This is a genomic window from Halomonas sp. G15 (assembly GCF_021282295.1).
In the GTDB taxonomy this organism is placed as follows: domain Bacteria; phylum Pseudomonadota; class Gammaproteobacteria; order Pseudomonadales; family Halomonadaceae; genus Halomonas; species Halomonas alimentaria.
This window is the reverse complement of the sequence record NZ_JAJSPA010000027.1, coordinates 25,106-48,353: the sequence shown is the minus strand read 5'-3', so window position 1 is coordinate 48,353 and position 23,248 is coordinate 25,106. Positions and strand designations below refer to the sequence as shown.

General features: G+C 58.7%; 24 protein-coding genes and 2 pseudogenes. 9 read left to right on the top strand and 17 right to left on the bottom strand.

Features of this window, described 5'->3' with window-relative positions; translation table 11 throughout:
- Both LWH48_RS12845 and LWH48_RS12840 read right to left on the bottom strand, forming a co-directional pair.
- Positions 1–215: pseudogene (locus LWH48_RS12845) on the bottom strand (IS200/IS605 family accessory protein TnpB-related protein); the annotation flags it as partial.
- Between the two features lie 267 nt (positions 216–482).
- Complete coding sequence (locus LWH48_RS12840) at positions 483–1,847, bottom strand: CHAD domain-containing protein (RefSeq protein WP_232912882.1); 1,365 nt, start codon at positions 1,845–1,847, stop codon at positions 483–485.
- 146 nt (positions 1,848–1,993) lie between these two features.
- Between LWH48_RS12840 and LWH48_RS12835 the strand changes: the two are divergent.
- Positions 1,994–2,362 (top strand): annotated as a pseudogene (locus tag LWH48_RS12835) (PAS domain S-box protein); the annotation flags it as partial.
- Between the two features lie 78 nt (positions 2,363–2,440).
- The gene (locus tag LWH48_RS12830; protein ID WP_332875627.1) at positions 2,441–3,277 is read left to right on the top strand and encodes a GGDEF domain-containing protein; all 837 of its coding nucleotides are present in this window, start codon (positions 2,441–2,443) and stop codon (positions 3,275–3,277) included.
- Here LWH48_RS12830 and LWH48_RS12825 read toward each other — a convergent pair.
- Positions 3,271–4,368, bottom strand: coding sequence for a YkvI family membrane protein (locus tag LWH48_RS12825; RefSeq protein ID WP_232912881.1), 1,098 nt, complete (start codon positions 4,366–4,368; stop codon positions 3,271–3,273). The genes LWH48_RS12830 and LWH48_RS12825 overlap by 7 nt on opposite strands.
- A gap of 317 nt (positions 4,369–4,685) precedes the next feature.
- Between LWH48_RS12825 and LWH48_RS12820 the strand changes: the two genes are divergently transcribed.
- The 3 genes from LWH48_RS12820 to LWH48_RS12810 all read left to right on the top strand — a co-directional run bounded on the left by LWH48_RS12820 (position 4,686) and on the right by LWH48_RS12810 (position 6,000).
- Positions 4,686–5,093 carry a hypothetical protein gene (locus LWH48_RS12820; RefSeq protein ID WP_232912880.1) on the top strand — a complete coding sequence of 136 codons (408 nt, stop codon included), beginning with the start codon at positions 4,686–4,688 and terminating at the stop codon, positions 5,091–5,093.
- A 114-nt stretch (positions 5,094–5,207) separates the two neighbouring features.
- Positions 5,208–5,555, top strand: coding sequence for a putative quinol monooxygenase (locus LWH48_RS12815; protein ID WP_232912879.1), 348 nt, complete (start codon positions 5,208–5,210; stop codon positions 5,553–5,555).
- Positions 5,556–5,619: 64 nt separating this feature from the next.
- The gene (locus LWH48_RS12810; protein WP_232912878.1) at positions 5,620–6,000 is read left to right on the top strand and encodes a gamma-glutamylcyclotransferase family protein; all 381 of its coding nucleotides are present in this window, start codon (positions 5,620–5,622) and stop codon (positions 5,998–6,000) included.
- A gap of 36 nt (positions 6,001–6,036) precedes the next feature.
- On the opposite strand, the gene LWH48_RS12805 is transcribed toward LWH48_RS12810, so the two are convergent.
- Both LWH48_RS12805 and LWH48_RS12800 read right to left on the bottom strand, forming a co-directional pair.
- Complete coding sequence (locus tag LWH48_RS12805) at positions 6,037–6,735, bottom strand: Fic family protein (protein WP_232912877.1); 699 nt, start codon at positions 6,733–6,735, stop codon at positions 6,037–6,039.
- A complete protein-coding gene (locus LWH48_RS12800; RefSeq protein ID WP_232912876.1) occupies positions 6,674–7,189 on the bottom strand; it encodes a DUF4172 domain-containing protein in 516 nt (171 codons plus the stop codon). Before LWH48_RS12800 ends, LWH48_RS12805 begins: the two co-directional genes overlap by 62 nt.
- A gap of 437 nt (positions 7,190–7,626) precedes the next feature.
- Between LWH48_RS12800 and LWH48_RS12795 the strand changes: the two genes are divergently transcribed.
- Positions 7,627–8,247, top strand: a complete 621-nt coding sequence (locus LWH48_RS12795) for a tyrosine-type recombinase/integrase (protein ID WP_232912875.1) — start codon at positions 7,627–7,629, stop codon at positions 8,245–8,247.
- Positions 8,248–8,351: 104 nt separating this feature from the next.
- Here LWH48_RS12795 and LWH48_RS12790 read toward each other — a convergent pair whose 3' ends face one another.
- The 3 genes from LWH48_RS12790 to rloA3 all read right to left on the bottom strand — a co-directional run bounded on the left by LWH48_RS12790 (position 8,352) and on the right by rloA3 (position 11,421).
- Complete coding sequence (locus LWH48_RS12790) at positions 8,352–9,734, bottom strand: DegQ family serine endoprotease (protein ID WP_052046785.1); 1,383 nt, start codon at positions 9,732–9,734, stop codon at positions 8,352–8,354.
- Positions 9,735–9,874: 140 nt separating this feature from the next.
- Positions 9,875–10,849 (bottom strand): calcium/sodium antiporter, encoded by a 975-nt coding sequence (locus LWH48_RS12785; protein WP_232912874.1) that lies wholly within the window; start codon positions 10,847–10,849, stop codon positions 9,875–9,877.
- A 41-nt stretch (positions 10,850–10,890) separates the two neighbouring features.
- Positions 10,891–11,421, bottom strand: a complete 531-nt coding sequence (rloA3, locus tag LWH48_RS12780) for a retropepsin-like aspartic peptidase RloA3 (RefSeq protein ID WP_332875626.1) — start codon at positions 11,419–11,421, stop codon at positions 10,891–10,893.
- A gap of 221 nt (positions 11,422–11,642) precedes the next feature.
- On the opposite strand from rloA3, the gene LWH48_RS12775 reads away from it, so the two are divergent.
- The gene (locus tag LWH48_RS12775) at positions 11,643–13,001 is read left to right on the top strand and encodes a glycosyltransferase (RefSeq protein WP_232912873.1); all 1,359 of its coding nucleotides are present in this window, start codon (positions 11,643–11,645) and stop codon (positions 12,999–13,001) included.
- A gap of 55 nt (positions 13,002–13,056) precedes the next feature.
- Here the strand turns inward: LWH48_RS12775 and LWH48_RS12770 are convergent, their stop codons facing one another.
- On the bottom strand, positions 13,057–14,094 hold the full coding sequence (locus LWH48_RS12770) for a hypothetical protein (RefSeq protein WP_232912872.1): 1,038 nt from the start codon (positions 14,092–14,094) through the stop codon (positions 13,057–13,059).
- 208 nt (positions 14,095–14,302) lie between these two features.
- On the opposite strand from LWH48_RS12770, the gene LWH48_RS12765 reads away from it, so the two are divergent.
- Positions 14,303–14,527, top strand: a complete 225-nt coding sequence (locus tag LWH48_RS12765; protein WP_023004124.1) for an amphi-Trp domain-containing protein — start codon at positions 14,303–14,305, stop codon at positions 14,525–14,527.
- Between the two features lie 264 nt (positions 14,528–14,791).
- Here LWH48_RS12765 and LWH48_RS12760 read toward each other — a convergent pair whose 3' ends face one another.
- The 7 genes from LWH48_RS12760 to LWH48_RS12730 all read right to left on the bottom strand — a co-directional run bounded on the left by LWH48_RS12760 (position 14,792) and on the right by LWH48_RS12730 (position 21,308).
- Positions 14,792–15,565 (bottom strand): nuclease-related domain-containing protein, encoded by a 774-nt coding sequence (locus LWH48_RS12760; protein ID WP_232912871.1) that lies wholly within the window; start codon positions 15,563–15,565, stop codon positions 14,792–14,794.
- A 72-nt stretch (positions 15,566–15,637) separates the two neighbouring features.
- A complete protein-coding gene (locus tag LWH48_RS12755) occupies positions 15,638–16,126 on the bottom strand; it encodes a hypothetical protein (RefSeq protein ID WP_232912870.1) in 489 nt (162 codons plus the stop codon).
- Positions 16,127–16,303: 177 nt separating this feature from the next.
- Positions 16,304–16,798: a hypothetical protein gene (locus LWH48_RS12750; protein WP_232912869.1), complete on the bottom strand. Its 495-nt coding sequence runs from the start codon at positions 16,796–16,798 to the stop codon at positions 16,304–16,306.
- A 333-nt stretch (positions 16,799–17,131) separates the two neighbouring features.
- Complete coding sequence (locus LWH48_RS12745; RefSeq protein WP_232912868.1) at positions 17,132–18,100, bottom strand: DUF4365 domain-containing protein; 969 nt, start codon at positions 18,098–18,100, stop codon at positions 17,132–17,134.
- Positions 18,101–18,229: 129 nt separating this feature from the next.
- Positions 18,230–19,099, bottom strand: coding sequence for a DUF2971 domain-containing protein (locus LWH48_RS12740; protein WP_232912867.1), 870 nt, complete (start codon positions 19,097–19,099; stop codon positions 18,230–18,232).
- Positions 19,100–19,205: 106 nt separating this feature from the next.
- Positions 19,206–20,054 (bottom strand): DUF4365 domain-containing protein, encoded by an 849-nt coding sequence (locus tag LWH48_RS12735; protein WP_269816203.1) that lies wholly within the window; start codon positions 20,052–20,054, stop codon positions 19,206–19,208.
- Between the two features lie 225 nt (positions 20,055–20,279).
- On the bottom strand, positions 20,280–21,308 hold the full coding sequence (locus tag LWH48_RS12730; protein WP_232912865.1) for a nuclease-related domain-containing protein: 1,029 nt from the start codon (positions 21,306–21,308) through the stop codon (positions 20,280–20,282).
- 221 nt (positions 21,309–21,529) lie between these two features.
- On the opposite strand from LWH48_RS12730, the gene LWH48_RS12725 reads away from it, so the two are divergent.
- Complete coding sequence (locus tag LWH48_RS12725; protein ID WP_232912864.1) at positions 21,530–21,811, top strand: DUF503 domain-containing protein; 282 nt, start codon at positions 21,530–21,532, stop codon at positions 21,809–21,811.
- Between the two features lie 27 nt (positions 21,812–21,838).
- On the opposite strand, the gene LWH48_RS12720 is transcribed toward LWH48_RS12725, so the two are convergent.
- Positions 21,839–23,170, bottom strand: a complete 1,332-nt coding sequence (locus tag LWH48_RS12720; RefSeq protein ID WP_232912863.1) for a carboxypeptidase-like regulatory domain-containing protein — start codon at positions 23,168–23,170, stop codon at positions 21,839–21,841.
- Positions 23,171–23,248: the final 78 nt, after the last annotated feature.

The following is a 23,248-nucleotide window of genomic DNA, read 5'->3' as shown; positions in this document are numbered from 1 at the left end:
AACTCGATGGCGGCTCGGCGCAGGTAGGACGGGAACTTGTAGAAACGCTTCACGAAGTAGTGGTGGCGAGGCGAGGGGTTCTTCTTGGTCGGGTGCATCAGCCGCTCCACGGCAGCGGCAAAGCTGGGGGCCTGCTGCAGCGACGGCCAGTTGGCCAGGACCACCACTGACAACGCACGGCAGAACTGGCGATACTCCGCCAGCGTCAAACGCATCAGGTGTCGCTGCTGCGTCGTGGCTTGTAGTGGCCACTTGTCCGTGCGAATCATAGTTCGAGTCATGGAAAAAGCCTAAGCCATTACCTGATATTTATCCAGCATTTGCCTTGACGTTCGCCAAGGCTCGCCGCTTAACTAGCGCATCACGCTTCGCGTCGATACGTAGGATGCGCGGCTGACTGGCTCAACTCCTGGATAGATGATGGGGACAGGTCAAAGGTGGAGGAGCCGGCCACGCAGTTCAACCCGGCCCTGCGCCTGAGCTCAGGATGCCAGCGGCTCGAGGGCGGCAACCTGCTCACGCAGCTCGCGCTTCTGCCCCTCGAGGGTGGCGCACCAGGCATCGCACTCCTGCCGGCGCCTGGGAGCATGGCGCGAAGCGGCGGCAAAGGCCTCGACCCAGGCCTGGCGGCTGCACAGGTCCTGGAAGTCGCCGAGCAGGCCCTGACGACGCTTCAAGCCTTTCAGCAGCCGCCGATGGCGCCTGGGGTCCAGTTCGGCCAGGTAGCGGATGCGCTTCACCCCCTTGCGCAGGTCATGGAAGGCCTCGTCGGGGCTGGCGACGCCGAGGGCGGCAAGCTCGCGATCGTGTTCGGCGATGCGCTCGGCAAGCACCTTGTCGACGCGCCGTGAATCCAGGCCAGCCAGCGCCTGCTGGAAGCGGTTGCCATCGAGGAAGGCCTGCCATGCCGCCATCTCCTCGGCATACTCGGGTTCACCGAGCTGCCGACACAGCGCCTCATGCCGCTCCCGCTCACGGGCGGCCAGCCAGTCATGCAGAGTCAACCGGATCCGTTCCGAGAGCGGTGCCGGCCTAGCATCCAGGCTCTCCAGGAAGACATGCAGGTCGCGCAGTTCGCTGGTGGCCTGGGCGCGGCGCTTGAGCCGCTTCAGTCGCTTCTTCAACCCGGGCACCCTGGCGATGGCGAGCAGCGACTCGCCGATGGCACGGCTGCGGCGCAGATTGACCCGATACTGGTGCAGGAACTCGGGGGCGACACCGGCGATCACGCCCGGCCCCAGGGCACGGACCAAGCGATACTGGTGGCACAGCAGCGCGTGAACCCGGCTCGCCGGGTCGGCCTTGCGCAGATCGGGTGCGACCGGGGCCCGGCGCTTGAAGAGGGCATGGCTCGCCTCGGCGGGCGTCAGGCTGGCCGTGAGCTCGGCGCCATGCCTGGCCAACGCCTGCCAGGAGGGCACGGGCAACGTCAGGCATACCAGGCCGCCGGTCGGCAGCGACGCCGGCGCCTCGGGACACAGCCAGCGAGCCAGCTGCAGCAGGGCCGGGTTATGACCGATCACCAGCACGCGCTCGCTCTCCTCCGGCAGGCGTCTCAGCCACTCGAGAAGCGCCTGCCCCTCGAAGGTATAGAGATCATCGTGAAGCTGCATCCGATCGGCCACCCCGAGGCCGGGCAATACGCTGTCCACGGCCTCAAGGGTCTGCAGGCAGCGCCTGGCGCTGCTCACGTGAATGTCACCCTCCAGTGCCCCCCAGCGCTGCAGGGGAGCGGCCATCGCCTCGGCCTGATGCCGGCCTCGCCGCCGCAAGGGACGCCGATGATCGGCCAGGTCGGCACGTGACGACTTCGCCTTGGCATGGCGCATCAGGTAGAGATGGCGCATGAACTCGCTCCGAACCCCGGTGTGTGGTGCCAAGCGTAGACCACTCCCGCCGCCACCACCTCGCCGGTCAACAGTGCACCAGAATGACGCAACGTGAGGTACTATGATAACCAGTCACCCACACCTTGAGGCTCGGGAATCCGCCCATGCCATCATCCGGGAATAACGAGACCATCCTCTGGAACGCCCTGTTCGAGGCGTCCTGGGATGGCATGGGGGTGCTCAGGCTCGACGGCAGCCTCTACCGGGTCAACCATCGCTATGCCGAGATGCTGGGCTACACGCGCGAAGAGCTGTAGGCCCTGCACATCTGGGACCTCGACACCCGCTTCAGCCAGCCCGAGATCGAGGCGATGCTGCATAGCGTCGACAGCGGCGGCGCCCACTTCGAGACCCGGCAGCGCCGCAAGGATGGCAGCGTCATCGACGTGGAGCTCAGCAACAACGGCGCCACCTACCAGGGTGACAAGCTGATCTTCTGCATCGTGCGGGACATCACGGCACGCAAGACCACCGAGGAACGGCTGCGGCAGAACGAGGCGCTGCTGCAAGGCATCGCCTCCCAGGTAGCCGGGGTGCTCTACCAGTACCGCATGGCGCCGGATGGCTCGCGCAGCTTCCCCTACTTGAGCGAGGGCCTGGTCAAGCTGGGCAGCCTGTCGATCGACACGATGGCCGGGGCGGAGGTGGTGCCGCTGATGTCGCGGATCCTGCCCGAGGATGCCGATCTCGTCGAGGCCCAGACCCGGCGCAGCGCCGCCACCATGGAAAACGTCCATGTGGAGTTCCGGTTCCGCCATGGCGACGGCTCCATTCGCTGGATCGAGTGCCGCTCGACACCCAAGCAGGAGCCCGACGGAGGCATCCTCTGGACCGGCATCCTGCTGGACATCACCCAGCGCAAGCGGGCGGAGGAGCGCGTGCAGGCCATGGCGATTACCGACGGCCTCACCGGCATCACCAACCGCCAGGAATTCAGCCGCCTGCTGGACAGGGAGATGGAGCGCGCCAGCCGCTACGCCTCGCTCCTCTCGCTGATCATGTACGACCTCGACCACTTCAAGCGCATCAACGACCGCTTCGGCCACAACACCGGTGATGACGTGCTGAAGACGGTCGCTGGCCTGGTGGGTGACAGCCTTCGCGATGCCGACCTTCACGGCCGCTGGGGCGGCGAGGAGTTCATGGTGCTGCTGCCACACACCGGCCTCGAGGCGGCCAGCAGGGTCGCCGAGAAGCTGCGGCAGACGATCGCCAACCATCGCTTCGAAACACTCGGCAGTGTCACCGCCAGCTTCGGCGTGGTGGAACTGGCTGGCGGCGAGAACTCCCGCTCACTGGCCCAGCGGGTGGACGAGGCGCTCTACCGGGCCAAGGAACTCGGCAGGAACCGTGTCGAGGCCCGGGCGAGTCATCAGGGTGCTCAATAGCTGGACGAACTGGCCAGACCCGCCCTGGCCTCGCGGCGGGCGGTGTGCCAGCGGTAGCCCAGCGCCACGATCAGGACCAGCCCCACCACGCCCAGCATGGGGTAGACGGTGCCGATCAGGGTGCTGAACCCGAACTGGCTGAGCACCAGCCCCACAGTGGTAAAGAGCACGCTGAACACCTTGAAACGGCTGGTCTCCGGCGTCGCGAAACGCGCCGTGAAGGCGAAGAACATGCCCACCGCCGTGCTGTAGATCATGCAGATCAGGGCCAGCGACATGACCATGGCCACCAGCGGAGACACCGCCGTGGCCAGCATCAGCGACGGCATATCGACGCCGACGAGACGTTCGAGGTTGGCAAACAGGCCGATGTTGAGCAGGAAGATCAGCACGCCGAGGCCAACCCCGCCCAGGATGCCCCCCAGCGCCGCCTGGCGGGAATCGCGGGTCAGCCCGCCGATCACCGAGAGCATGGGGAAGCCCACGGCGATATTGAAGGAGGCGTAGAGCAGTGCGCCGATGAACCAGTGCGAGACCGGCCAGCCCTTGCTGATGGTCGGCACTTTGGTCGCCGCGGCCTCCAGCGTCTCCAGCGAGGCGCTGCTGGTGAAGAAGGAGTAGACGGTGATGGTCAGCACCAGCAGCAGCAGGACCGGCATGATGGCGCTGATCAGGTTGATGATTCCCCGGACCCGCAGGCACAGGGTCAGGATGACCAGCACGCTGAGCAGCACCCCGCCGAACAGCGGCGGCAGGCCATACTGCTGGGCGAAGATGGAGCCGCTGCCGGCCAGCATCACCACGCCGACGCCGAACAGGAAGAAGGAGAGCACCAGGTCGATGGCAAGCCCCGCCCGCGTGCCGAACAGCTCCACCAGCACCTCCTTGTGGGAACGCGCCTGCATGCTGGAGCTCATCCGTGCGATCTGCATGCCGAGAAACGCGAACAGCAGGGCGCTGACCAGGGTGCCGGCGATCCCGATGACGCCGTAGCCGGTGAAGAACTGCAGCACCTCCTGGCCCGAAGCGAAGCCACCGCCGATAATGATCGACATGAAGGTCATGGCGATCAGGAAGGGTTGTTTGCTCATCAGAAATACCTCGTTGCACTGCGGGCTCACGCCGTCCGCGAGGGATCGGGAACCCGGCTCGGGTCGGAAGCCGGCGCGCGCCGCTCCAGATCGGGGATGGACTGGCACCGGCAAAAGGGAGCGGGTGCCAACGGAACCTTAGGGTGCACGAAGTATACGATAAGAAAAATAGTTTCCTATCGTAAAAAAGTATTCCTCCCTCCCGATCACACTCGCCACATGCTGCGGCCCCATGTCGCTGATCGGGGCATTGACCCCGAGCCCGGCTTTGGCCATTATCGATAACAATTCTTGTTTCCCTGAAAGAGCCGACCCCCATGAGCCCGCAACGTCCCAAGGCCTACTACACGGCGGTCTTCCTGCAGGTCTCCTTCCAGGCGATCAAGAACTCCATGGCCGGCAAGGCCAGCGTCACCATGCCCTGTTGGCTCGACAGCAAGATGCTGATGATGCTCTCGCGGGAGCTCAAGGAGTGCCAGGCGCAGGCCGAGGACAACGACGCGGCCCGCCGCGCCCTGGCCCAGGCCAGCGACGAGTGCGACGCCCTGCTGAAGCGCTGCCCGGGTGGCCTGGATGCCCCCCTCTGCCACCGCCACCTGGATGCCATCCTCGACGCCCTGCAGCGCGCCAGCGCGGCCCTGCCCAAGGCGCCTGCCGCACCGCCCGGTTCCCGCTGGGAACACGCCCGGCAGCGCTTCCGTGAAGGCTTCAAGCGCCTGAACTGAGGGCCTGGCGCCACACCTCTCCCCGGGTTCGGCCTGCACGCGGTTGCCCCGATTCGTTCGCTCTGCCTTGGGGTGGTATCGTCGGCGCCTTACTCACTCATCAGGACAGCCGCGATGTCACAGAAGATCTACTGCACCGCCAGCTTCAAGCCCAAGCCCGGTCGCGAGGAGGCGCTCTTCCGCGCCCTGCAGGCGCTAGAGCCCAACGCCCACCGGGAAGATGCCTGCCTGCTCTACACGGTGACCCGCAGGATCGACAACCCCTTCGCTCAGGGCGACAGCTACCCCATCGTCTTCCACGAGATCTGGGCCAACCGCGAGGCCTTCGAGGCCCACTGCCAGCGCCGCGAGATCCGCGAGTTCTTCGCCACCCACCTGGAAGACCCCGCCGGCGACATCGCGGACGCCAACGTCTGTGTCTATACCGACGAGCCGCTCAACTACGACGCACCAAGGCTGTAACGCCAGCCCCGTCGCCAGGCAGCGTGTTAGCATTCTGGCATCGACGGCTGACGAGAGACCCGACATGCCGCCCCCTGCGCTGGCCATCCCCCGCACGCCGCTGGTGGCCGTCTACGGCACCCTCAAGCGCGGCCTGCGCAATCACCACTGGCTTGATGGCGCCGGCTTCATGGGCAGCGATCGCCTGACAGACGTTACCCTCTATGACCTTGGCCCCTTCCCCGGGGCCAAGCTCGAGCCCTCGCACGGAGTGGAGATCGAGGTATTCGAAGTGGATGTCCGGCTGCTTAGCGGCCTCGACCGGCTGGAGGACTACCGCCCCCACCAGCCCCGGCATGGCCTCTATGATCGCGCCGTTCACCCCACCGCCTTCGGCCCTGCCTGGCTCTATCTCTACAATCCCGACGTGACGGACTTCACGGCCATACGGCAGGGCGGATGGTGAGTATCTTCAGGATCGCCCCGTCGTCATGGGGGACGTCTATTCCCCGCCGTCCTGACGGAGCCGTTCCGGCACCTGATAGCGCGTGCTGCGGCCACCACCTGGAAGCTTCACCAAGCAACCCTTCTCGACCAGCCCAGCGAGGTGACGGGTGGCGGTTGCCTTACTGACCTTGGCGACTTTCTGGTACTGCGACGCACTGATACCGTGTTCGAAGCCTCTCTCACCGCCATCCAGCAGGCGGTTCAGCACCCTCACCTGCTCAGGCAACAGGCCAGCCGCCCTGAAGTGCTGCCAGAAGCGGGCCTTGGCCAGCGTCCGCTCGACCTGCGCCAGGACATCCAGCAAGGAGGCATCCAGAGTTTCCAGGAACCAGACAAGCCAGGCCGTCAGATCTGGCGTGCCACGCTGGCTCGCTTCCAGGCGGCGATAGTAGTCCGCGCGGCGCTCCAGGATGGCCGCCGACATGGCATACAGGCGGATACTCTGCTGATCCGCCTGCGCCAAGGCGCGATCGGCGATGGCCCGGGCAATCCGGCCATTGCCATCTTCAAACGGATGCAGCGTCACAAACCAGAAGTGTGCCAGACCCGCCCGAACCAGGGGATCCAGCTCGGGGTCATGACGGCTGGACTCGAACCACGCGAAGAACTGATCAACCTCGTGTTCCAACCGCTCACGCGGCGGCGCCTCGAAATGCACCTTGGGACGATCGAGGCGACCCGAGACCACCTGCATGGGCTCCCCCCCACGCCACTGCCCGGGCCTTAGCGTCGTCAGCATCAGGGAACAACCAGCGATGCCACTGAAACAGCCTCTCGGTGTCCAGCGACGTGTCAGGATTGAGGGTCGCATCCAGCATCAGCTCCGCCAGGCCTTCGGAACGTGGTGAGGTAACGCCCTCAGGCTCCTCCACGCCAAGGCGTCGGGCCAGGGATGAGCGGACTGAGGCCACATTGAGCCGCTCCCCCTCGATGGCCGAGGACGTGACAATGCTCTGCAACAGCGTATCCAGTGCGGCTCTTGCCTCGGCGTCCTGATCGTCCGCGGGCGTCAGGGCCCCAGACCGGCCGACCAAGATACCGAGATCCCTCCAGCATGCCTGGACCCGTGGCTGAATCTCTGCCGCCTGCCAGGTAAAGTTCGGCCAGCCAGGATGCTGCCAGATCCATGTCGAGGCGTGATCGGTCATGCCAGACCTCCGAGAATACGGATGAGCCGAATCGCACGGATTTCGGCTCATATAGTGAGCCGAATATAGATAGGTTTCGGCTCAGCTGGCAAGCCTGGGAATAGCCGATCAGTGCCAGTGGCATCCCTTTTGTCCGCTATTCCGTCCGCCTATCTTATTGCCCGAATACCCATTTTTTTCAGACAGTCGGCATTACAAAAGTCTCTTGCTGACTATCATGGGACAAAATCAAGGGAAGGAATTCCTCAGCAAGCGAAGTGCCTTTTTGAAACGCCGTGAATGAAGGAAGCGATCATTTGGGGCATAGCCGCTATCGGCCAAAAGCGGACAATCATAATTCTCTAAAATAGGAATTCGGAAAACATCAATTACCCTTAATCAATAATGACAGAAGCATTTTGGGCCATCCTAGAGATTTGACCCTAGGAGAGCGCCCCATGAACACTCCCTCTGAAAAACATCACTCCCCGTGGAACAAGGGCAAGCTGGTTGGCCAAAAGCACCCACTCCGATTGAAAGACGTTTGGGCTATTCGTGTCAGGCTTCAACTCAATAATAGACAACGTGGCTTGGCGCTGTTTGAACTAGCCATTGATAGCAAGCTAAGAGCCTGCGATTTGGTCGCATTGCATGTCCGAGACGTCTCTCACGGAGATATGATATCTTCCCGAGCCATCGTAATGCAGAGAAAGACCCAAAGACCGGTCCAATTCGAGATAACCGAAAAGACTCGTGGCGCACTACGCCAGTGGATCAAGAACGAAAGCCTTGGAATGGATGATTTTTTATTTCCGAGTCGAAAATCGAGACAGCTTCATTTATCTACCCGTCAGTATGCTCGGATAGTAAAGAACTGGGTGACATCCATTGGTTTGGACTCATCTTCTTATGGGACTCACTCACTCCGGAGAACGAAAGTCACGATCATCTACCGTCAAACCAAAAACTTGAGAGCGGTGCAACTTCTCCTTGGCCATACGAAACTGGAGAGCACTGTCAGATATCTTGGAATAGAAGTCGACGATGCGTTGATCATGGCCGAACAAACTGATGTCTAGCTGCAAGGTGCCGGGAGAGTATTCGACACCAAGAAGGTATGACAATGCGCCTCGGCGAAACGCGTCGCCGAGGCGCTACTGGCAGAGATGCACTTCAGCTGTGATCAGTCATCATGGCCCAGTTGCAGGGCCACAAAGTAAGCACGGCCCTCTCGGTTGAGCAGCACAGGCACTGCTCGGTCATCCGGCAGGCTGGTCAGCATCTCCTTCAGCTGTTGTGGACCCTCTACCGGCTGCTGGCCCAATCTGACCAGCACATCGCCGGGGCGGATACCGGCGGCAGCGGCGTGGCCGGTCGGGTCGACCTTGGCGATGCGCACCCCGTGCTCGAGACCGAGCCGGCGCTTCTCCATCTCGGTTAATGGCTGGACCACGATGCCGAGTCGAACCGAGTCGCCATCGGATTGCTCGGGGCCGGCATTCGGCCACTCGCCGACTTCCACCGTAATGGTCTCGCGCTGGCCATCGCGCAACACAGAGAGCTCAACGTCTTCGCCAGGCGCAGTCTCACCGATCAGGCGCGGCAGGGTCGTGGAGCGGTCCACTTCCTGGCCGTTCACTTCGAGGATGACGTCTCCTGCCTGAAGGCCACTGTCCGCCGCGGGGCCGCTGGGGTCGAGTTCGGCGACCAAGGCGCCCTCGGCTTGCTCCATGCCAAAGGATTCCGCGAGGTCCTTGGACACCGGCTGGATGCTGACGCCGAGCCAGCCGCGGCTCACGTAACCCTCTTCGCGAAGCTGGTTGGCGACATCCAGTGCCACGTCGATGGGGATGGCGAAGGAAAGGCCCATGTAGCCGCCGCTACGAGTCAGGATCTGGGAGTTGATGCCCACGACCTCGCCATCCAGGTTGAAGAGCGGCCCGCCCGAGTTGCCCGGGTTGATCGCCACGTCGGTCTGGATGAAGGGGACGTAGACGTCCTGGGGCAGCGTGCGGTTGATGGCGCTGATGATCCCGGACGTCACAGAGTGATCGAAGCCGAAGGGGGAGCCGATGGCGGCGACCCACTGGCCGACCTTGAGATCGGTGGACTCACCCAGCTCCAGGGTCGGCAGGTTGTCCGCCTCGACCTTGAGGACCGCCACGTCGGTCTTTTCGTCGGCACCGACCAGCTCCGCCTTGAGCTCACGGCGGTCGTTGAGGCGGACCAGGATCTCGTCGGCCTCCTTGACCACGTGGGCGTTGGTCATGATGTAGCCGTCTTCATCGAAGATGAAGCCGGACCCCAATGACCGGCGTGGCGTATCACCTCGGTTAGGTCCGCCATCAGGCGGCATCGGGATGCGGTCGCCGAAGAAGTGGCGGAAGATCTCCGGCACCTCCTGCCCACCAAATTGCCGAGAGGACGTCATGGACCTTTCGACATCGCGGGAGGTGGAGATGTTGACCACGGCCGGCGCGGCCTTGTCGACCAACTCCGTGAAATCCGGCAGTCGTGACTCGGCAAGGGCTGGCGTTGCCACCAGCAACAGCAGGGCCAGGCTCATCAGCCAGGAGAGCGAATGGCGCTTGGATATCACGATGGGCTCCTGTCTTTCGGGTGCATGAAACATGACAGCGCCCTTGATACAGCGACCACGTGGCAAAGTTCCTTACCCCATCCACCCCTGGCCTGCGATTGGTTCAATCAGGCCATCAGCACGGCGTTGACCAACCAACCGTTGTAGGCCACCAGACCCAGCAGCAGGGCGCTTGCCTCGATGCGGTTGATACGCCCCTCACCGCGGAACCCATAGCCCATGACGAACAGGCTCACGACCATGGCCATCATTACCGGCCAGTCACGCAGCATGATATCCGCTGAAAGGGCTTCCATCGGCGCGATGACGCCGGCAATGCCCACCACCGCCAGCAGGTTGAACATGCAAGAGCCGACGACATTGCCCATGGCGATATCGTGTTCTCCTTTGCGTACCGCGGCGATCGAAGACGCCAGCTCGGGCAGGGAGGTACCGAGGGCCACGATGGTCAGGCCGATGATCAAGTCGCTCACGCCCAAGGCACTCGCCACGGAGACGGCCCCCCACACCAGCATCCGCGAGCTCACCAGTAGCAGCGTCAGGCCGACCACCAGCCAGACGATGGCCCGGCCGAGCGTCATGGCATGCGAGGCGAGCTCCTGCTCGGTCTCCGCGGCCAGCGGGTCATCCTTGCCACGCAGTGCCGTCCAGATCGTCCAGCCCATGAGACCGAAGAACCCGAGCAGCAGTAGCAAGGATTCCAGTCGGCTGAGCTGTCCGTTCCAGAAGAGTGCCCCGGCCACGGCCCCAAACAGCAGCAGCAGCGGCAGTTCACGGCGAATGATCGTCGAGTGGACGGCGATCGGCACGATCAGTGCCGTCACTCCGATGATCAGGCCAATGTTGTAGATGTTGGATCCTAGCGCATTGCCGAGGGCCAGGTCGGGGTTGCCATCCAGGGCCGCCATAATGGATACCACGATCTCCGGTGCCGAGGTGCCGAACCCGACGATCACCATGCCAATTACCAGAGATGGCAGTCCGAGATGCCCGGCCACCGCCGCGGCGCCCTCGACGAAGCGGTCGGCACTCCACAGGAGCAGCACGATCCCCAGGATGATGGCCAGAATTGGTAACAGCACAGCGTCTCCTCAATGGTCGCGAGTGGCATGACAGCGTCCCGTCAGATGCCGATGTCTTCGTCGTAATCATGGTCGGCGTGGCGAATCAGTTGGCTATCCTCATCGCAGTCGGGGTCATGCACGAAGGTGCGCGTGACATCGACCTCCCCCAGGCTCTGGATAGTGCGACGCCCGAGCAGCACGGGATAGTTCATGTCATCGCGATCCTCCAGGCTGAACTGCTCCTCATGGAGGGTCTGGCCCATGCAGATCGTCATCAGTACCACGGGGCGACGATCCTCCCCACCGGCGCCACTGACCAACAGGTTACGAAATACCTCACGTTCGAAGGTGCGTGATACTACCTCATCCGTGTCCTCATCCTCGACTTCGACGGTGAAGCGCACCCACTCCTCGCCGTCACGTTCGAATGTCTCGATCTCTTCGGCTTGCATCGAGGAAGTGAGCGCACCGGTGTCCAGTTTTACCTTAACCTCGGCCCCCCAGGGTTCGACGGTGGCGGTCTCCACCCAGCCATAGGTCGCCGCGTCTGCACCCATGGCGGCGGTGGCCAGCCCTCCGGCGACAACCAAGATCGTTGCATAACATGCTGATTTTAAATATTTCATATCTAGGCTACTCCTTGCTATGGAACGGTATGCCGCCCTGCGGCTTAGGGCCTTGTGCCAAGCCCCCCCTGACCAGGTCACTACAGTGAAGTTCCGGATCCCGATAAGTTGGTATGAAGGCAGGACTGGAGGATCCTGAGTGAGGCCGTCAGAATAGCGCCGCAGACCCACCTTGGAGCACCCATGTGAATATCCTGATGTTCACCAACACTTTCCTGCCGATTGTCGGTGGCGTCAGCGAGTCAGTGCAGCGCCTAAAGCGACAGTTGCAGGGGCAAGGGCACAGGGTATTGCTGGTAGCGCCGAAACTGGAGGGCCAGCCGAAAGAGGAAGAGGGCGTGATCCGAGTCGCCGCCGTTCAGAACTTCAATGGCAGCGACTTTTCCTTGCCGGTGCCGATTCCCGGACAGCTGTATGACGCCATCGAGGCCTTCGAGCCCGATATCGTGCATTCCCATCACCCCTTCCTGCTGGGCGATACAGCCTGTCGCGCCGCTGAGACCTATGGACTGCCGCTGGTATTCACGCACCACACCCTCTACGAACACTACACCCACTATGTGCCAGGGGACTCGCCACGGATGCAGCGCTTCGCTACCTCCCTGGCGACGCAGTACACCTGGCTGTGCGATGCCGTGATCGTCCCCAGCGAGAGCATTCGTCAGCTGCTTCTCGAGCGCGAGGGCAACCCAGCCATCAGCGTGGTGCCCAGTGGCGTCGCAACGGCACGGTTTGCCCAGGGGAATCGGTGCTACTGGCGTGAGCGTCGCGGGATCCCTCAACAGGCCTACGTGATTGGGCACGTAGGTCGCCTGGCTCACGAGAAGAATCTGGCTTTTCTTGCCGAGGCGGTTAGCCAAGCCCTCCAGGCTTGCCCGACGGCTCATTTCCTCGTGGTGGGTGAAGGTGCGGCTCAATCCAGCATGGTCGACATTGCTCACTCACGGGGCGTTTCCGACCGCCTGCACTTCACCGGTCGACTGCAGGGCCAGGGACTGATCGACGCCTACCACACCATGGATGTCTTTGCCTTTGCTTCCCACAGCGAGACCCAGGGGATGGTGGTGGCCGAAGCCATGGCCGCCGGCCTGCCGGTCGTCGCGGTGTCGGCCCCCGGCATCCGCGAGGTGGTGATTGATGGCGACAACGGTCGTCTGCTTGACAGTGACGATGTCGAGGAGATGGTCGATGCCCTGGTGAGCCTGCAGGAACCCCAGCGCCGTCTTCCTCTTTGCGAGTCTGCACTGGTGACGGCCGCGACCTATGATGAAGCCCGTTGTGCCGAGCGGTGTCTTGCCGTGTATCGGCAGGTCATTGCTCAAGGTGGCCCCTTAACCCACGCCGACGATGGCGGATGGGACCGGATACGCAGCCGACTGGGCGCCGAGTGGCACATGCTGTGCTACCGGGGCCGTCTGCTCAAACGCCTCGTGCGGTCGGAACTGAGTGAGCATGGCCCCGCCTGGTTGCCGGAAAACAGCGAAGGTGCCCCAACACCTATCGGAACGGTCGACAGTGACGTCGATACTGGATCGGATCGCTGATTGGGGGGTTCAAGGCACTTTTCGTCAAACCCAGAAAAACGCCTTACCACCGCAGTCAGGAAACATTAAGCAGGCTATAGGGTGCCTCGCAGGCGTGCCGCTCGTCGCGTTCGTCGATGCTGCCGAGGGCATAGTTGCGGTCGTTGTCGTAGGCCACGAAGAGTCGGTCGTGATCCAGCACCGCGAGCCCTTCCGCCTTGTGCTCGAACTCCAGCGGTAGACCCACCGGCGTGGTCACAAGCGTCGGGCGACGCCCGGCACGGAAGTCCTCCAGGCCGACCTCCCACAGGTAGCCACCAATATGCTCCTCGCCATTCGCCTCGACCTCGTAGCTATTCAGCAGGTAGAGGCGTGCGTGGTAGGGGTCGTACTCCAGGCTTGAGAGGCCACAGTCATAGCGCACTGCGGGGTGATCACCAGGCTCGAAGGCATAGAGTTCGCGCAGCTGGTCGATGAACACCAGGTTGCCACCCTCGCTGATCTCGTAGTGGGCCCCCACGACCCGGCTCACATAGGCGAAGTCATCGTGGGCACGCCCCTGCTCACGCACCCCGAACAGCAGCAGGCCGTCGCCCCGCTCCCCGGGGATGGCGGCGAGCCCCTCGATCTTGTAGTAGGGAAAACCGATGGCATGATCGAGCTTGCTTCGCAGCTCCAGCGAGCCCTCCACGCCATCCCGCGGGTCCGGGTCCACCACCTGCACCCGCTCCGGCTCGCCCAGCGGCCAGATCAGCAGGTGGTTGTAGTCGTTGAGGGCGTGGCTCTCCGCATCGATACGATCGAACCCCGTGGTGGCCAGCACGTGGCGGCCATCGGCGGTGAGGGCCAGGTCCTCGTACTTGACCGCCTGCTTGATCAGCGGGGTGGTGAAGTACTCGAGCCGACTGTCGTCGGGCCCCTGGGGCGTCATCGGCACGGCAAACACTGCCGAGCGCGCCTCGCCGGGGATGGGCTTGTCGCTGGCCAGTATCAGCCGCTCGCCGTCGAAGAGCACCGCGGACACCTCGGCATTGACCAGCTTACCTTTCTCATCCCGCAGACCAGCTGTGAAGCAGTGGATCGTACCTTGCTGCAGAATTCTGGCGCTCGTCATGGTGGAGGATCCTCCTGGATATCGGGGGGCAGATGAGAGCTTACTAGGCCTATGTGCGAGGGTCGAACGCTCAGCGCATCAGGATGGTGACGGTGCTGTCGTTTTTTCCGGCGTCGCCAGGTAGAGGGGGTAAGAGAGCTGCTAGACTGGAAGCGAGCCTGCTTGCTCTACAGGCGCTGGCGACAACCACGTTACCGAGGAGCGAAAAATGGGATCCAAAGACGAGAGAGACGTAGAAAAAGGTTACCCAAAGGCCGACTTCGTGGCCAAGCTACGTCGACTGGCGGATGCCATCGAGAATGGGGAACGCTTCGACATTCAGATTGCCGGCGAGCGCATCTATGTTCCCGCCAGAGCCGAATTCACCATCGAACACGAACGGTCGGATAATGAAGAAGAGATAGAATTTCAGATTAAATGGAAAAATCAATAGACCAGTGTATCTAATAGGATCGCCACCTCTATCTCAGCGACAGGATGAAGGAACTGAGTGGATCACTTGAGCCAAAAACACCAACTCGGGCCGCACTCCCCCGATTTCACTTTCTCAAAAGTGGAGTCATAGATGTCGAAGGCACCAACCGACTGTGCTATGTAGAGCTGCTCAGCCAGTTAAGCCTGACCTTAAATTGATCAGCTTCTACTGACGGATGATTTCGGCCAATAGCAGCCAAACGCAAATCTATCGTCACCACAACTACCCAACCTCCTGCACCACCCTGCACTCCGGGTAACCAGAACACCCCCAGAACTGATTGCCAGCATTCTTACCCCTTTTGGATGTCCGCAATACCATGCTGCTGCCGCATTTGGGGCATTTGCGCTGAGCATTAGGATCAGACCTAGTTTTAAGTTGTGCAACGTGTCTTCGGTGGGTCTCACGTGTGGGGGCAAGCCTGCCAGCCTGGATTTTCATGAAGGCCTCTTGAACCTCCGTCTCAGATAGAACGACCTCCTGAAACGACTTGATGTAATTCACATAACCACCGCCACGAGTGATGCTCTTCGGCATCCTGGTCTTTAGTTTCGCACTACCAGTAAACACCACAAGAGAGTGAATGACTGCCGAAGGAACATCGAGAGCGCTCTCCAGAGCTTTTACATGCTTGTAGTTCTGGTGTAACGGATTCTGGAACCTGAATGACTTCTGATAAATCTTTTGGGTCCATTGTGCCTGATGTTCGTCACCAAAGATCCAACCTTTCATATTCTTTGTTTCCACGACGAAGATCCCGAATCGGGACACAAAGATATGATCAATCTGAGTTGAGCCGTCCAGCGTAGGCAGGGTCACATTGTGGATCGGTTTGTATGTTTCCGCTGGCAACCGAATCCTGGCGGCCGCTTTAACCAAAGCCTCTCCGAAAAAGCCCTTGAACCATGATGACTTGATGAGACCAATCAGAAAGGCTACGGGAATGACCCACCACAACGGCCCTAATACTTCATTGATGAATAAAGAATAATCCAAGGTTTATCTCACTGGAAAATTTTTAACAAATACATTCTGTTAAGAATGCCTGTCATTTTGAGCGCCTTACCTTTAAGGTTCCTCACTTTTTAACGCTCGATAGCGCGCGCATGCCTGATTGCGAGATTCCGCGCTTGCAGTTTTATCAAATGTAAGTCTATTGCATTTCCTTTTTGCCAGCTCAAGTGGTGAAGCTTTGCTGGAAGATGCAATAGAAGCTATTGTAGGCCGAAAAGAGTTAGATGCTGAGCAGTACATATTCTTCAGCTGATCATATCTAACACCATATTTTTTATTTTCCTGAAGGTATTGACATGCGTTGACAAAATGCTCTTTTGCCGCCAGTGTGCATTTTGAGAACTCGTCAATACGCTGTCTTTTATCTGCACAGACAGAGTCACCCCGTATACGCCACATCTGGTGCTGATACGAGATGAGCTGATCGGTATGATCAACTACGACAGTTTTTACCTCAGTTCCCACGGACTCTTGTATGTGATTGCTTACGGCACTTGAAGTGCTATCCAGTAACGCTGCGAACAGGGCTGAAATGGGGTCCATGTGTTCCTCTATCTTAATTCCTAACTGTACATGCTCTGCTATTCAATGAGCGCGAATACCACCCTGCCTGCTCACGCTTATTATATCTCTATCTTCTATGACATATTCATCAGTATAAGCTGAAAGTCGTCATTCGGCTAGAAGCGGACTTTCAGTATTAACTGATAATGTAACGCTTTAAGCAGATACGTCATTTTCTCCCACATCCTTCTGATTTATCTTATTGCGAGAGTTTGGCATGATTTCATACACAAACTTGGCAAACTCACTGTAATATGTAGAATCGAGATTAAGTATCTCCCAGGCCTCCAAGAAAGCTGTTTTTGAAAAGGCTAATCTCATCCCTGCCTCCCACTCTTTCCAGGTTTCACTGTCTATGTGACCTTTTCTCTTTAGAAAGTATTCCTCGCTACATAGGTCAAAATACGCACGTACATATCTCAGAGTCTTATCCCTGTCTTCAGGCGTAAGTGAACCATAGTCAAAACCATCTGCATTGAATGATATTGGAAAGTTTAAAACTATCTCTTGGTACCGCCTGGTGTACTCTGAGAAAAAGCTTAGCTGGAGTTGTTTTTTAAAGCTGAGCACGGTGAATAGCAGGGCTATAACAGTAATCAATACACCGATTATCGAGGCCAGTTCCGTGGCTTCCTTTATCGTCATACTCATGCTGCCTTTTCCTCAGAGAAGAAACACACTTTTCTTTTTACGTGAACACATATTAACAAGCATTACTTATTTCATAACAAAAAAACTAAACACACCCTTAATTAATATAGCATAACAGCAGCCTCAGGGATAATTTTCGCTTTGCAAAACAGTTAGCCTAGAGAACTAACTGTCGCTCCATGATTTTTAATTTAGATTAAGTTCAGCATCTGGCCAGAAGCGGCCAGTGAGAGCTTTCTTATACATAACGCTGCGGCTGATCGGTGGCTTCGCCCGCAGGGCGATGCATCCGATTGTTACGTAGCCAATGTGTCAAAGTATCACCGCTCCCACCTAGATTTCGCGTCCGTGCCAGGGCGCTACGCTGATGAACTGCTCCTCACAGAGACCTAGCTCAATGAGTCCAACGTGCTCTAAGAAGACAATCCAATCGAACATCTGCCTACCGAGATCATTGAGCTCTACCCTCATCTCGAAGGCGAAGTATTCGGATGCCGCATCAATGCCCCGAAGAACAGTTCCGTCGCTCAGCTCCGCCGTCGGTTGCCATTCATCGTCATCGCACCAGTCGCTTTGGTCATCATCGTTCTGAGAAAACTCTAGATATGGATAGGCGCTTTCCAGTTCAGAAATGCTCATCATGTACTGCCAGTGCTCTCTGAGCACCACTGAATGCTCGTCGTCAATCTCACGAATGAAGACCTGGCTCCGTGTCTTACTCTGCCAATCCCAGAATTCAAGTTCGTGCTGTACACCACGGTCCCCGGCTGTCCCTAAATGCCAAATCAGCCCATAGTCTCGGTAGCATACGCCGACGTACTTTTGGTCCGTTCCAAGCGCCTTCTCCCACTCCTTAACGTCATTGGTCTGGAGAAGAAGGCGAAACGCCTGCTCATCGAGTAGACTAGTACTAGGCACCTTCACAACCGCAGTCTGTTGGTCGAGGTAAAGTATTCCGCGCCCCCATTGGGTTTCGACGTACGCTTGAATATTGCAGAAGAAAAAGCGATCCAGAGACTCAACGTAGAGAGCAAGGTAGGTTGGCATCGGCTGAAGATACCAAAATCGCAAGTGCTTAACGCTCAGGGAAACTGGGAAACTATCCGCCGACTCAGCCGTCGATGCCGGGAAAGTCGTAGCCATTATCCCTTTCATCTGGAACCATAGCAATGAACTCGACATTCGCTCTGACCCCGAGCGCAGCTTCTGGGTCAGATGAATGCCGATATCGCGAGCCCCTCTGTCTCGTTCATAGTTAACGAACTCACCGAACGACGATGCGAGGGCGCGAAACTTCGCCATGTACTCCCGTTCGAAAGCGTCTTTCTTACCAACCGTTGGCATGCGAACCCCCGACAACGTAACGCCGTGCTCTGCGGCAAATTTGGAGCGCAGCGGAAAATTTGTCCGACAGCAGCGCCTAGTTAATTTTCACCAACTGCTAAACGGGATAGATGAACTTTCAATCTCTACTGCATCAAGCCCGTGTGAGTTAAGTAAACTCCTTATTGATGATACACACCTCTTGGTATTTGGGTTAGGGCCAACAATAATCTTTTTAATGGAGTTTATATCCTGCTTGATAACAGGAAGCTCAATATAAGGCACCAAATGGGAGGTAGAATATCTGTGAAAGACCCCATCAATAGGATTTCGAGCAATCACCCTCCATTCTGCCTCCTCATGGAAGCCATAGTCCTTCATGATGGGAGCGCAATCGTTTATTGAGTTACAAAGCTCAGATAGTGCGGCATCTGCTTCAGGCTTCCCTTCGCCCTCAGATGTATACAGCTGATATTCAATTTCATGATTACACTGACCTTTGGGATCTAAACTCTCATAATCAGCTCTTGAAATTTTTGCCTTAGGGAATTTTTGTAAACACGAATTGACCAATTCAGTAATGTACTCTTGCTGCTTGTCATGATCATACAAACATTTTGAAAGCTTATATCCTTTTTTTGAACAGAAGATTTCAATTGCATTTTTATCAAAGCCTATACAAATACCAGCACCTTGCGGGCAATAACCTCGCCACTGACTCAATAAATCTGGTTTCTCGCTAAAGCTACTCACATAGATATCATGTTTATCCATTTTCTCTAGTGCGTGCCTCATCCCCCATCCAAATGCCGCTAGATAGTCATCTTCCATATATATGCTACCAGAATGGGATTTGGCAAAACTTAACGCATGTAAGAACTCGCTTGAGTCATTCAAGAACTCGCAATGACTTGCCCAAATACTTTGACTTTTGAGTATGCCTATCAACCCTTCAAGGCTAGTGTAGTGATATAACATGGCGGTACTCGTGATAAGTTAACGCCAGCCCTAACCGGCGCATTTGTAGTGGGCGCAGCGGACGAAAAATGCGTCCGCGTTTACGGCCTTGTTAGCTTTGTGTTGATTAATACGCAACCGAGCCCTCGTTTTCTAAAACCATGTTCTCGACAAAATCCAACCCGGTCATGCTGGTGGCAAGCATTTCCAAATTGTATTCATCGGGGATCGGTTTGTTGCGACCATCCACAGTGTCCAACTCAGTGATGTATTGAATCAATCCATCTAAGCTCTTCCCATCAATGCAGCAATTATTGCGCGTCAGAAGAACATTGAGTCTACGTGCACGGTAAGCACGATTTTTAATGTCTTCGATTACTTCATCGTTGACCTCATGCTGGCCGACTCGCATAGCATTTATTCTTTTTCCGATGTCCTCGTATATTTGAGAGAACTCCAAAAGTTCTTCTAGGTACTTTGGGCGAAAAGCTATATCCTCAATCTTCTTTAGACCTTGAGGTAGCTCGTTTTCAGGAGGTATGCAAATTGTGATCGAATTTTCATTCTCTTCGCGCCACATTGGATTCTCACGATCCATGACATCTTTGATGTATCTTTGTATCCAAAGGAAGTAAATTTTCTGAGGGTCGGCAACGCTCACACGAAACAGAAAAAACGGGATGCTGAATTTTTCCACATAGGCGAGTGATTTCTTGCCAATGCAGTAATTGATTGTTCCGGCTTTCACTGGCTGGATCTGCTCATCTACACCCTTGATCTGTATGTGGAAAATGGCTCCAGTTTCGGCAAACGCATCCTTCCCGTTTGCATCCGTCAATCCCGGAGCAAAAATTTCCACCATAAGGTCAATGCCATAATCGCGCTCTGTCAGCTCTCGCACGACCCAATGGTCAGGGAGCCGAGCTATAACGGACTTAACAGCTCTGGAATCGATAATGTGTGTTTGTGTTCTCATATAAAAAGCTAACAGGTATTAGATAGAACGCTCTGATATTGAATGAACGCGCCGTCACGTTCAACAATGTTATGCTGCCCGCCGTTTTCACCATGGCATACTGAAAAATCGAAAGATTAAGTATGGATTGGCAGTATAACACCGATCATAGCAGCCGGCTGCATAACACCAATGAACGTGCTCGCTGCCTTTGCCGGCATGTCTGCTGTGGGTCGATATCCGCCATTACACCTCCCCCTCTCTCTGCCGGAAAACCAGATACTGGTGATCGCACTTCCGGCATGTCGCCGTGTAGCTCAGGCCGTCCTTGGAGACTCTTACGGCCTTCCAACCGCAGGCCGGGCATGAGGGTTGCTTCATCGACGTGTTGGTATTGCAGTTGGCACACCTGACGTAATAGCCATACTGGCCATACATGCCGATCAGGTTGTCGGCCTCGCCACACTGCTTGCAGGTCAGCAGTTTTTCAGTGGTGGCTGCAGTGTCTATAGCGGGCTCTGAGGCAACACGCTCGGCATCAGTCGCCACATAGCTTTGTGGCGCAGGTTCGCTGACGAGGACAACATCAGGGGCTGGCTCCTTAGCCAGCGTTACGTGTGCTGGCTTCTCCAATTCCGCCTGCAGCTTGTAGGTATGCTCCACAAGAAAGGCGCCGAGGTTCTCGAGCTCCTGTAAGGAGAAGCGGGGCTTTGCCTTGAGATACTCCGTAACGATGTTACCCACAAGATCCCGGACTTTCTTGGCCACGAACTCCGTCTTCACGACCTTGCGAGCAACGGATTTCGGCATCTTATCGCGATGCAATATCGCGGTACTGGAAACGGCGCATAGCGTTTGCCAGTCACGGCCGCCTACTTTCGATTGCACACCTAAGATCTTGCCGAGCAGATGCTCCACATTAGCTCTGATCAGACGGTGGAGGACCTGCTTTTGCAACTCCGCCTGGCGAATTGGCGACGGCATGCCCATCCATTTGCCCTGATAGCTTCTCGACCACTCCCCTTCGGCGTTGACCTGAACCTCGCCGACGATGCTCTTGGACTCGATGATGATGAAGCCGTAGGGGTGGATCACCAGGTGGTCGATCTGGGCGCGCTCGCCACCATGCTCGATGATCAGGTCGTTGATGATGCGGATCTGCTCGCTGTCGCCGAACTCGCGGCGCAGATGGAAGGCCACGTCCTGCTCCTGCTTGTGGCCGTAGTAACCGCGCTCATCGGTGCCGTTATAGGCATCCTTTTCCTTGAGGATCATCAGTGGTTCCCTGCGCATCTTCCGCTGGCTGCTCTGGTCGGCCGTTCTTTTTGCGGCCATGTCCAGCAACATTCTGTAACCAGAAAGCCTGGCACCTAAGTCCCTTGAGCACCAGTGGGAAAAGGCTTACAAGTCAGTGTCGCTTTTCTCTTACGCCCTGGGTTCAAGTTGCTGTATGGCTATCGCCAGGGCGAAGCCACGAGAGCTATGGAGAGGTTGTGATGCATATAGGAATCCTCACCCTGCACATTTCGCTGCCCGGCTGCCGGTCGCTGAAGGAGAAGCGCCAGCGTATGGGCGGCCTTCACGAGCGCTTCGGGCGCAACCCGGCGGTGGCGGTCTGCGAGAGTGGCGAACACGACCGGCTGGAGGCGAGCGAGTGGACCTTCGTGGCGGTGGCCAACGAGGGCCCCAAGGTGGAAGCGCTGCTCGGCGAGATCGAGGACAAGATCCAGCGCAGCGTGGATGGCCGGGTGATGGAGGCGACCCGGGAGATGCTCTGACGGTGAGCCGCCATGCGGGCGCAGTTCTTAATGACCCTGCCGGGGCGGCGAGGTGCAGCCGGCGGGGCCTGCATCGCCAGGCAACTCCCGCAGGCGGAGACGAAGGTCATGGCGGCGATAGTCGAGGTCGAAGGCCATCACCTCGAACACGGTATCGTCCCGTGTGCTGACCAGGCGTGGCGCGGAGTGGTGCACGAAGCGATCGCCATCCACCGTCAACTGCAGGTGCGGCAGGCCATCCGTGTCGTACTCCAGGCGCATCGCCTGGAAGCGCCAGGTCAACGGCGCCTGCCGGGCACAGCTTTCCACATCCAGCGGTACGCCTGGAGCCAGCTCGACGTGCTGGCGCTCCAGTTCCCTGCCCTCGGCATCGGTCACGACCAGCCGGTAGGCACGCGGTCCCGTGAAGGGCGCTCCCTGCTCTGGCAGGGAAGCCAGCAGCGCGGCGCGAACAGGCTCCACCGGCCGTAGTGGTGGCTGGTACACCACCGACTTCCCCGGCCCGGGACGATAGACGAAGCGCAAGGAGATCAGCCGCTCGCTACTGGTATCGAGCCCCGGCACGCTGCCGGACATCGCCAGCGCCTCGCCCGGCTCCCAGGCGAGCTTGGCGTGGCGATCCCGGGCGGTGCGCAGGAAGAGCGTGCCGGGGGTGTCGTCCAGTGTCAGCCGGGATTCGGCAGGCGGCTCGGGCGAGGTATCCCGATAGCGCAGCAGGTAGTCGTAGGAAGGATGGGTGATCCCCTGCGCCTCGGCCGAGACGAAGTGCAGCCCGCCCCCATCGGCGGAGGCCAGGGTGATTCGCAGCGGCTCGCGCTCCAGGGCGACGGGGAAGAGGTCGGCCCCGGCCGGGTCTCGCACCGGGGCGTGGTCGATGAAGGACCAGCCGAAGGGCTCGCCGTCCTCGTCCCAGCCCAGGTAGGCGATCCCGCCGGGCAGGCGCTCCTCCCGTTCGGCCACCGTCTGCAGGGTCAAGGCCGCGCCAGGGGCCACATAGCCCGCATCGAGCCGCTGAAAGCCCTGCGCCTCGGCCACGAGACGGCCGCTGCCGTTACCCAGCAGCCACACCGGGCCGGGCAACGGCAGGCGAAAGCGCCCCTCGCCATCAGTGGTCGCGGTGGTTTCGTAGCGCTTGTCCCAGACCAGTTGTCGATCCGCGCCGCTCAAGCCCCAGCCCTGGCGGCTCAGGGTCAGGGTGGCGCCAGCCACCGGTGCATCACTGTGATACTCGATCAACCGCCCAGTCACCGGAGCGGGGGTAAGCCACTCGAGCACCAGCCACACCGCCAGCACCAGCCCCGAGAACGTGACCCCCGATATCACCACCCACCGCCAACGGCGCCCGGCATGCTCGCTCATGGTTCGCCTCCCCTCCTCGCCACCGGCAGCGTAGCACTCCGTCCATCGCCACACGCTCCCTTTCGGCCACCATTGCCG

Excerpts from the sequence above, each read along its gene's own strand:
- LWH48_RS12790 (WP_052046785.1), bottom strand. The coding sequence starts at position 9,734 with ATGAGCCTGGCCCTGCTGTTGCTGGTGGCAACGCCAGCCCTTGCCGAG.
- LWH48_RS12720 (WP_232912863.1), bottom strand. The coding sequence starts at position 23,170 with ATGAGCGAGCATGCCGGGCGCCGTTGGCGGTGGGTGGTGATATCGGGG.
- LWH48_RS12800 (WP_232912876.1), bottom strand. The coding sequence starts at position 7,189 with ATGACCGATCACGCCTCGACATGGATCTGGCAGCATCCTGGCTGGCCG.
- LWH48_RS12795 (WP_232912875.1), top strand. The coding sequence starts at position 7,627 with ATGAACACTCCCTCTGAAAAACATCACTCCCCGTGGAACAAGGGCAAG.
- LWH48_RS12740 (WP_232912867.1), bottom strand. The coding sequence starts at position 19,099 with ATGTTATATCACTACACTAGCCTTGAAGGGTTGATAGGCATACTCAAA.
- LWH48_RS12805 (WP_232912877.1), bottom strand. The coding sequence starts at position 6,735 with ATGCAGGTGGTCTCGGGTCGCCTCGATCGTCCCAAGGTGCATTTCGAG.
- LWH48_RS12755 (WP_232912870.1), bottom strand. The coding sequence starts at position 16,126 with ATGGACCCCATTTCAGCCCTGTTCGCAGCGTTACTGGATAGCACTTCA.
- LWH48_RS12730 (WP_232912865.1), bottom strand. The coding sequence starts at position 21,308 with ATGATCCTCAAGGAAAAGGATGCCTATAACGGCACCGATGAGCGCGGT.
- LWH48_RS12830 (WP_332875627.1), top strand. The coding sequence starts at position 2,441 with ATGGCGCCGGATGGCTCGCGCAGCTTCCCCTACTTGAGCGAGGGCCTG.
- LWH48_RS12810 (WP_232912878.1), top strand. The coding sequence starts at position 5,620 with ATGCCGCCCCCTGCGCTGGCCATCCCCCGCACGCCGCTGGTGGCCGTC.
- LWH48_RS12815 (WP_232912879.1), top strand. The coding sequence starts at position 5,208 with ATGTCACAGAAGATCTACTGCACCGCCAGCTTCAAGCCCAAGCCCGGT.
- LWH48_RS12840 (WP_232912882.1), bottom strand. The coding sequence starts at position 1,847 with ATGCGCCATCTCTACCTGATGCGCCATGCCAAGGCGAAGTCGTCACGT.
- LWH48_RS12825 (WP_232912881.1), bottom strand. The coding sequence starts at position 4,368 with ATGAGCAAACAACCCTTCCTGATCGCCATGACCTTCATGTCGATCATT.
- LWH48_RS12735 (WP_269816203.1), bottom strand. The coding sequence starts at position 20,054 with ATGAGAACACAAACACACATTATCGATTCCAGAGCTGTTAAGTCCGTT.
- LWH48_RS12725 (WP_232912864.1), top strand. The coding sequence starts at position 21,530 with ATGCATATAGGAATCCTCACCCTGCACATTTCGCTGCCCGGCTGCCGG.
- LWH48_RS12745 (WP_232912868.1), bottom strand. The coding sequence starts at position 18,100 with ATGGCGAAGTTTCGCGCCCTCGCATCGTCGTTCGGTGAGTTCGTTAAC.
- LWH48_RS12765 (WP_023004124.1), top strand. The coding sequence starts at position 14,303 with ATGGGATCCAAAGACGAGAGAGACGTAGAAAAAGGTTACCCAAAGGCC.
- LWH48_RS12750 (WP_232912869.1), bottom strand. The coding sequence starts at position 16,798 with ATGAGTATGACGATAAAGGAAGCCACGGAACTGGCCTCGATAATCGGT.
- LWH48_RS12770 (WP_232912872.1), bottom strand. The coding sequence starts at position 14,094 with ATGACGAGCGCCAGAATTCTGCAGCAAGGTACGATCCACTGCTTCACA.
- LWH48_RS12820 (WP_232912880.1), top strand. The coding sequence starts at position 4,686 with ATGAGCCCGCAACGTCCCAAGGCCTACTACACGGCGGTCTTCCTGCAG.